Source organism: Pseudomonas sp. Xaverov 83 (genome assembly GCF_019352905.1).
Lineage (GTDB): Bacteria > Pseudomonadota > Gammaproteobacteria > Pseudomonadales > Pseudomonadaceae > Aquipseudomonas > Aquipseudomonas yamanorum.
This window is the reverse complement of the sequence record NZ_JAAAFU010000012.1, coordinates 24,701-31,510: the sequence shown is the minus strand read 5'-3', so window position 1 is coordinate 31,510 and position 6,810 is coordinate 24,701. Positions and strand designations below refer to the sequence as shown.

8 protein-coding genes are annotated in these 6,810 nt (G+C 59.3%); 2 read left to right on the top strand and 6 right to left on the bottom strand.

Annotated features, from left to right (window positions below; translation table 11 throughout):
• Window positions 1-98: 98 nt before the first annotated feature.
• Window positions 99-1,511 carry an amino acid permease gene (locus K0H47_RS06315; RefSeq protein WP_063027679.1) on the bottom strand — a complete coding sequence of 471 codons (1,413 nt, stop codon included), beginning with the start codon at window positions 1,509-1,511 and terminating at the stop codon, window positions 99-101.
• 106 nt (window positions 1,512-1,617) lie between these two features.
• Window positions 1,618-1,917, bottom strand: coding sequence for a hypothetical protein (locus K0H47_RS06310; RefSeq protein WP_157721311.1), 300 nt, complete (start codon window positions 1,915-1,917; stop codon window positions 1,618-1,620).
• Window positions 1,918-2,036: 119 nt separating this feature from the next.
• Here K0H47_RS06310 and K0H47_RS06305 point away from each other — a divergent pair, with 119 nt between their 5' ends.
• Window positions 2,037-2,174, top strand: a complete 138-nt coding sequence (locus tag K0H47_RS06305; RefSeq protein ID WP_003175756.1) for a hypothetical protein — start codon at window positions 2,037-2,039, stop codon at window positions 2,172-2,174.
• Window positions 2,175-2,251: 77 nt separating this feature from the next.
• Window positions 2,252-3,211, top strand: coding sequence for a leucyl aminopeptidase (locus K0H47_RS06300; protein WP_219272203.1), 960 nt, complete (start codon window positions 2,252-2,254; stop codon window positions 3,209-3,211).
• 208 nt (window positions 3,212-3,419) lie between these two features.
• Here K0H47_RS06300 and rluB read toward each other — a convergent pair whose 3' ends face one another.
• The 4 genes from rluB to K0H47_RS06280 form a co-directional block, all read right to left on the bottom strand.
• A complete protein-coding gene (gene rluB / locus K0H47_RS06295; protein WP_017475718.1) occupies window positions 3,420-4,670 on the bottom strand; it encodes a 23S rRNA pseudouridine(2605) synthase RluB in 1,251 nt (416 codons plus the stop codon).
• 143 nt (window positions 4,671-4,813) lie between these two features.
• Window positions 4,814-5,005: a DUF1289 domain-containing protein gene (locus K0H47_RS06290; protein ID WP_003220079.1), complete on the bottom strand. Its 192-nt coding sequence runs from the start codon at window positions 5,003-5,005 to the stop codon at window positions 4,814-4,816.
• Window positions 5,006-5,131: 126 nt separating this feature from the next.
• Window positions 5,132-6,097, bottom strand: coding sequence for an SMC-Scp complex subunit ScpB (gene scpB / locus K0H47_RS06285; RefSeq protein WP_219272201.1), 966 nt, complete (start codon window positions 6,095-6,097; stop codon window positions 5,132-5,134).
• A 12-nt stretch (window positions 6,098-6,109) separates the two neighbouring features.
• Window positions 6,110-6,808, bottom strand: coding sequence for a ScpA family protein (locus K0H47_RS06280; RefSeq protein ID WP_177027134.1), 699 nt, complete (start codon window positions 6,806-6,808; stop codon window positions 6,110-6,112).
• Between the last annotated feature and the right edge of the window lie 2 nt (window positions 6,809-6,810).

Genomic DNA, 6,810 nt, shown 5'->3' with positions numbered 1-6,810 from the left:
TTTGGTTACTTTTGGGGCGTTTGCCAAAAGTGACCCGCTGTAAGAGCGGAACCATAAGCGGCCGTTACCGCAGCAACGGATATGTACTCGACTCGAGATCAACCCCGGTTCAAGGCCACCCCCTCCCGAGCCTTGCGCCTGTTCTTGATCCCGTAGCAAACCCACATAAACACCACCCAAACCGGAATCGCATACACCGACACCTGAATCCCCGGAATCAGCAGCATCACCCCAAGAATAAACACCACAAACGCCAGGCAAACATAATTCCCATACGGATACCAAAGCGCCTTGAACAACGGCACCTGCCCCGTCCGATCCATGTGCTGGCGAAACTTGAAATGCGAAAAGCTGATCATCGCCCAGTTAATCACCAGGGTCGCCACCACCAGCGACATCAGCAATTCCAACGCATGCTGCGGAATCAGATAATTCATCAACACCGCCACCAACGTGATCGCCGCCGAAGCCAGGATCGACCGCACCGGCACCCCACGCTTGTCGATCTTCGCCAATGCACGCGGCGCGTCACCCTGCTCGGCCATCCCCAACAACATCCGGCTATTGCAGTAAGTGCCGCTGTTGTAGACCGACAACGCCGCCGTCAGCACCACAAAGTTGAGAATGTGCGCCGCCGTATTACTGCCCAACATCGAAAACACCTGCACAAACGGACTGCCGCTATAGGCGTCACCGGAAGCATTCAGGGTCTCCAGCAGACTGTCCCAAGGCGTCAACGACAACAGCACCACCAACGCGCCGATGTAGAAAATCAGAATCCGGTAGATCACCTGATTGATCGCCTTCGGAATCACCGTACGCGGCTGGTCCGCCTCCGCTGCGGTAAACCCGAGCATCTCCAGACCACCAAACGAAAACATGATGATCGCCATGGCCATCACCAAACCACCCACACCATGGGGAAAGAACCCACCGTGCTCCCACAGGTTGGTCACCGAAGCCTGCGGCCCGCCGGTGCCGCTCACCAGCAGGTAACTGCCCAGGGCGATCATGCCGACAATGGCGACCACTTTGATGATCGCAAACCAGAACTCGGCCTCGCCAAAGACTTTGACATTGGACAGGTTGATCACATTGATCAGCACAAAAAACGCCGCCGCCGACACCCAGGTCGGGATCTCGGGCCACCAGTAGTGCACGTACTTGCCGACGGCCGTCAGCTCCGACATGCCCACCAGGATGTACAGGATCCAGCAGTTCCAGCCCGACAGGAAGCCGGCGAAACCGCCCCAGTATTTGTGGGCAAAGTGGCTGAAGGAACCGGCCACCGGCTCTTCGACGATCATCTCGCCCAGTTGGCGCATGATCATGAAGGCGATAAAGCCGCAGATGGCATAACCGAGGATCATCGACGGCCCGGCGGATTTCAGCACGCCAGCCGAACCCAGGAACAACCCGGTGCCAATCGCGCCACCGAGGGCGATCAGTTGAATATGGCGATTTTTCAGGCCGCGCTTCAGTTCACCTGAATGCGAGTTGGCTTCACTCATGGAAAGGGTCTCACGCAAGGTTTGAGGGTACTCATGGAGGGGTGCTGCTTTGGTAACGGGCTACAGCAGCGCCGATCAAACCTCGGTCCAGCGTTTTTTCTTACGGTCATACGTCACCTGTTGTTTTTATCTGTGACGAAATCGAACCCGACAGGCTTGTGGCCAGGCGGAATGAACAAGGCGGATAGCCCTGAAAAAGTGGGATCACAGTAAAACGCGGCGCATTGTACACCGCCAAACCTGTCTGGGCCGACAGGATGCGATGCGGCGGATAGCAGGGACATTGGGAAAATTCTTTCAGATATCGGGAAATTGACGGCGAGACAATTCCTTCAGAAAGACGCAACCAACTGTCTGTTTCATCGACATAAACCAAATCGCCATCAAAACAGAATAAAAAATCCAAATGAAACCGTGTCAATAAAAATTTTGCATTCCCAAACACACTCTTCTAGGTTCATCCACTTGCCCAGTGCAGCCCGCTGGCAAGCTCGTTCTCAAACACCGTCATCTAGGAGATTCACCATGCAAGCACTGGAAAACGACCTGGAAACCGAACTGCAACTCGACGATTGGTTTGAAGCGCCGACCCATGAGGCCGCCGTTGAAATGATGCAAGCCGATGCCGTTGTGCCGTTCGGCACCGCGATGTGGCCTTTCTAATCTGATCAGGCACCCCGGCAGGTGCGGGACGCCGCACCTGCCACTGCTCCTACCGAAGGCTTTGAAGGAAGGACGTCATGGACAAGGCCCGCGCCGTCGAACATTTTCTCTACTACCTCGCCCATCACCCGGCCCTCACCGGTCTGCATCGCCCCACTATTCTGCTCGGCCATACCGAACGCTACGACGCCATCGCCCACTCGATCACTCAAGGCAGCGCCGCCCGTTTCGACTTCCAGGTACAACGCTTGGACCAGGCCCCCAGCGAAGCGCTGGCCGAGGCCATCGAAGCCTGCGACCTGTACATGTTTCTCTACGACTCCTCGACCTTGCCCAACCCACGTGCCGAGGGCCCGGACTTTATCCGCGCGCTGCAAGGCGTGATGGCCGAGCACTGGAAAAAATCCCTGCTGCTCAAGGACTACGGCGACTATTTCTACGACACCTTCAGCGTCGCCCCACAGCGGATTGCCGACCTCAACGCCACGTTGATCCGGCGCATGTCCCAGGCCAGCGTGCTGAGCTTCACCGACCAGCATGGCTCGCGCCTTGAAGCGCCCATGAGCAGCATCAAGAAGTGGACCAATATCAACGGCGTCGGCAACCACGACCTGGCGCCCGGCGAGATCGCGACCCACAGCGAGGCCATCAATGGCCAGGTGCGGTTTGTAGGCACCTTTCTCAGCACCATTCCCTTTGCGCGCAAATACGGCGTGCTGCAATCGCCGCTGGAATTGTGGATCGAGAACTCGACCATCTGCACCGTGGCCAGTGAAGTGCCGGGGCTGGCGGATGACTTCAACAAATACCTGAATGCCAACCCGTCCAATCGCCGGGTGGAAGAACTGGGTATTGGCACCAATGAAGGTGTGAAGGATTTGTATGCGCGCAATGCCGGCTTTGAAGAGCGCCATTGCGGGCTGCACCTGGGCTTGGGTGGCGGGCAGAAAGGCAGCCATCATCTGGACCTGATCTTCGCCAGTGGCGTGTTGGCCCTCGACGATAAACCCGTGTTCGATGGGGCGTTCATGTTCTGACCCGCCCGTCAAAACAATGGAGATCAACTGTGGGAGCTGGCTTGCCTGCGATGGCATCACCTCGGTATTGCTGATAGACCGAGTTGCCGGTATCGCAGGCAAGCCAGCTCCCACAGGAAATCAGGTCTGCTTGATAGAAAGCATTCCAAATCCAGGCCAAAAAAAACGCCAACCCGAGGGTTGGCGTTTTTATGCAGCGCTTAACGAATCACTGCGGCTTCTTGCGACCAAAACCTGGACGCTGGCCGGAACCGGCCGGTGCACCACGACGCTTGCCCGATGGCGCGTCATCGACCAGTTTCAAGCCCGGGCGCTTTTTCGGCGATGGCTTGGCTGGGCGTTTGGTGCTGGCGCTGTCGTCGGGACGGCCCGCAGCCGGAGCACCACGGCCAGACTCGCCCCGGTTACCGCGACCGCCCGTTGGGGCATCACCACCACGACCGGCTGGACGCGGAGCGCGCGGCGCACGTTCGCCATCCTGACGGGCCGGTGCCGAAGGACGACGCTCGCCTTCGATATGCGGCTCGCGGGAGATACGACCGCCAGTGGCCGGTGCATCCAGCGCAGGGCGCAGGGTGCGGGCAACACGGTCGGTGCGTGCCACCGGACGCGACGATTTACGCTGCATACGCTCGAGCTTGTCTTTGCTCTTGGCGTTCATCTGCGGCATGGCCACCGGCGTCAGGCCGACTTCGGCACTCAGGATGTCGACTTCGTACTGGCTCATTTCGCGCCAGCGGCCCATCGGCAGGTCGGAGTTGAGGAACACCGGGCCGAAACGCACGCGCTTCAGGCGGCTGACCACCAGGCCCTGGGATTCCCACAGGCGACGTACTTCACGGTTACGGCCTTCCATCACCACGCAGTGGTACCAATGGTTGAAGCCTTCGCCGCCTGGAGCCTGCTTGATGTCGGTGAACTTGGCCGGGCCGTCTTCCAGCACGACGCCGGCTTTCAGACGCTCAATCATTTCGTCATCGACTTCGCCACGTACACGCACCGCGTATTCACGGTCCATCTCGTAGGAAGGGTGCATCAGGCGGTTGGCCAGTTCACCGTCGGTGGTGAACATCAGCAAGCCGGTGGTGTTGATGTCGAGACGGCCGATGTTGATCCAGCGGCCTTCTTTAGGGCGCGGCATCTTGTCGAATACGGTTGGACGGCCTTCCGGGTCGTCACGGGTGCAGATTTCGCCATCAGGTTTGTTGTACATGATGACGCGGCGCACCGATTCGGCGGCCTCTTCACGCTTGATGACCTTGCCATCAATGGTGATGGCATCGTGCAGGTCGACGCGCTGGCCAAGGGTGGCCTCAACGCCGTTGACCTTGATGCGCTTCTGGGTGATCCAGGCTTCTACGTCGCGGCGCGAGCCTACGCCGATTCGAGCGAGGACTTTCTGCAGCTTTTCACCTGCGGGGCCAATTTCCTGGCTGTCTTTCTGGTCTTGGTCACTCATCTTAAGCACCTCCCGGTGTGTCGATTCAGGCTGGGCCTGAAGATAGTAAAAGCTGGGCTTTTGGCGAACGCATCGCCAAAGGGTCGCGAATCATACGCTCATGGCGAGCGTTGCGCATCAGAGACTAGTCGATATGTGCGGGTTCATTTGCCTTTCCGCCGACCGGTGGCACCCAGCGCCAGCAGGCGCAGTTCAGCTTCGGCGAGTACCGTGCGCTTGTCGACCTTGTCGAGTTTCTTCCAGGCACGGATCTCGCGCTTGCTGCGGCCGCAGCCCACGCAGATGTCGTCGGTGAATTTGCAGATGCTGATGCAGGGGTCTTTGGTGGAGCTCATTGAAATCCTCCCAGGCACTGGTTTTCTGTGGGAGCTGGCTTGCCTGCGATGGCATCGCCTTGGTGTAGCAGAAAGACCGAGTCGCCTGCATCGCAGGCAAGCCAGCTCCCACATTTTGAAGCGGCGTCAGTCTTCGAATTGGCGGCGTTCGTTTTCGATGGCTTCGGCCAGGGCGCGGGCTTCGTCTTCTTCGTCGCTCAGCGGCGGTTGTTCAAGCGCAGCTACGGCGGCCAGGAGTTTGGCACGGGCTTCAGCGACGCCGAGGATGTCTTCTTCGGGCTCGGGTTCCGGCTCAGGTTCAACTTCGACTGGCAGGTCGCCCTCAACGTTCAGTTGCGGTGCTGGCTCTTGCTCCGGCTCACCCTCACCCACCGCGCCATCACGCAGCAAGTCGTCGAAGTCAGTCTTGATGCCCTGCTCCATGTCGTCCAGTTCTAGCAACAGCGTATGGAAACTGGTTTCGTCCTTCGGCTCTTCCGGCTCGGCGCTGGCGTCGGCCAGCTCCTGCAAACTGGCCGGCACCGGGGCGTCGTCGAAATCCAGGACCGGGTCCGGCTCCATCTCCCGCAGCTCGGCCAGCGGCGGCAAGTCGTCGAGGTTTTTCAGGTTGAAGTGGTCGAGGAACACCTTGGTGGTAGCAAACATCGCCGGCTTGCCGGGCACATCCCGATAACCAACGATCCGAATCCACTCCCGCTCCAGCAGCGTCTTGACGATATGGCTGTTAACCGCCACGCCCCGCACGTCCTCGATCTCGCCCCGAGTGATCGGCTGGCGATAGGCGATCAGCGCCATGGTTTCCAGCATCGCCCGGGAATAACGTTGCGGGCGTTCTTCCCAGAGGCGGCCCACCCACGGCGAGAACTTCTCGCGGATTTGCAGGCGATAACCGGAAGCCACCTCCCGCAGTTCAAAGGCACGGCCATCGCAGGACTTGCGCAGAATCTCCAACGCTTTCTTGAACACCGGCGGCTCAGGTCGTTCGGCTTCTTCAAACAGTTCGAACAGGCGTTCCAGGGATTGAGGCTTGCCCGAGGCCAGGAGAAAGGCCTCCAGCAGCGGGGCCAGTTCGCGGGGTTCAGTCAGATTCATCGATTCAGCTCTTTATTCGGCTCGCGCCCGCACGTGGATAGCCGCAAAAGGCTCATTCTGGACCAGCTCGACCAAGGATTCCTTGACCAATTCGAGGATTGCCATGAAGGTCACGACTACCCCCAGGCGCCCTTCTTCTTTGGTAAACAGTTCGACAAAAGGCACAAACCCGCCGCCCTTGAGGCGTTCCAGCACATCACTCATGCGCTCGCGGGTGGACAGTGCCTCGCGGCTGACCTGGTGGCTTTCAAACATATCGCCACGGCGCAGTACTTCGGCCATGGACATCAGCAATTCTTCCAGGCTTACGTCCGGCAGCAGCTTGCGAGCCCGGGCTTCCGGGGCGTCGAGCTTGGGCACCACCACATCGCGGCCCACCCGGCTCAGGCCGTCGATGCCTTCGGCAGCGGCCTTGAAGCGTTCGTACTCCTGCAGGCGACGGATCAGTTCGGCGCGCGGGTCATCCTCTTCCGCTTCGATGCTTTCCGAACGCGGCAGCAGCATGCGTGACTTGATCTCCGCGAGCATCGCGGCCATCACCAGGTACTCGGCAGCCAGTTCCAGGCGCACGGTCTGCATCAACTCGACATAGCCCATGTACTGGCGGGTGATTTCCGCCACCGGGATGTCGAGGATGTTGATGTTCTGCTTGCGGATCAGGTACAGCAGCAAGTCCAGCGGGCCTTCGAAGGCTTCGAGGAAGACTTCCAAGG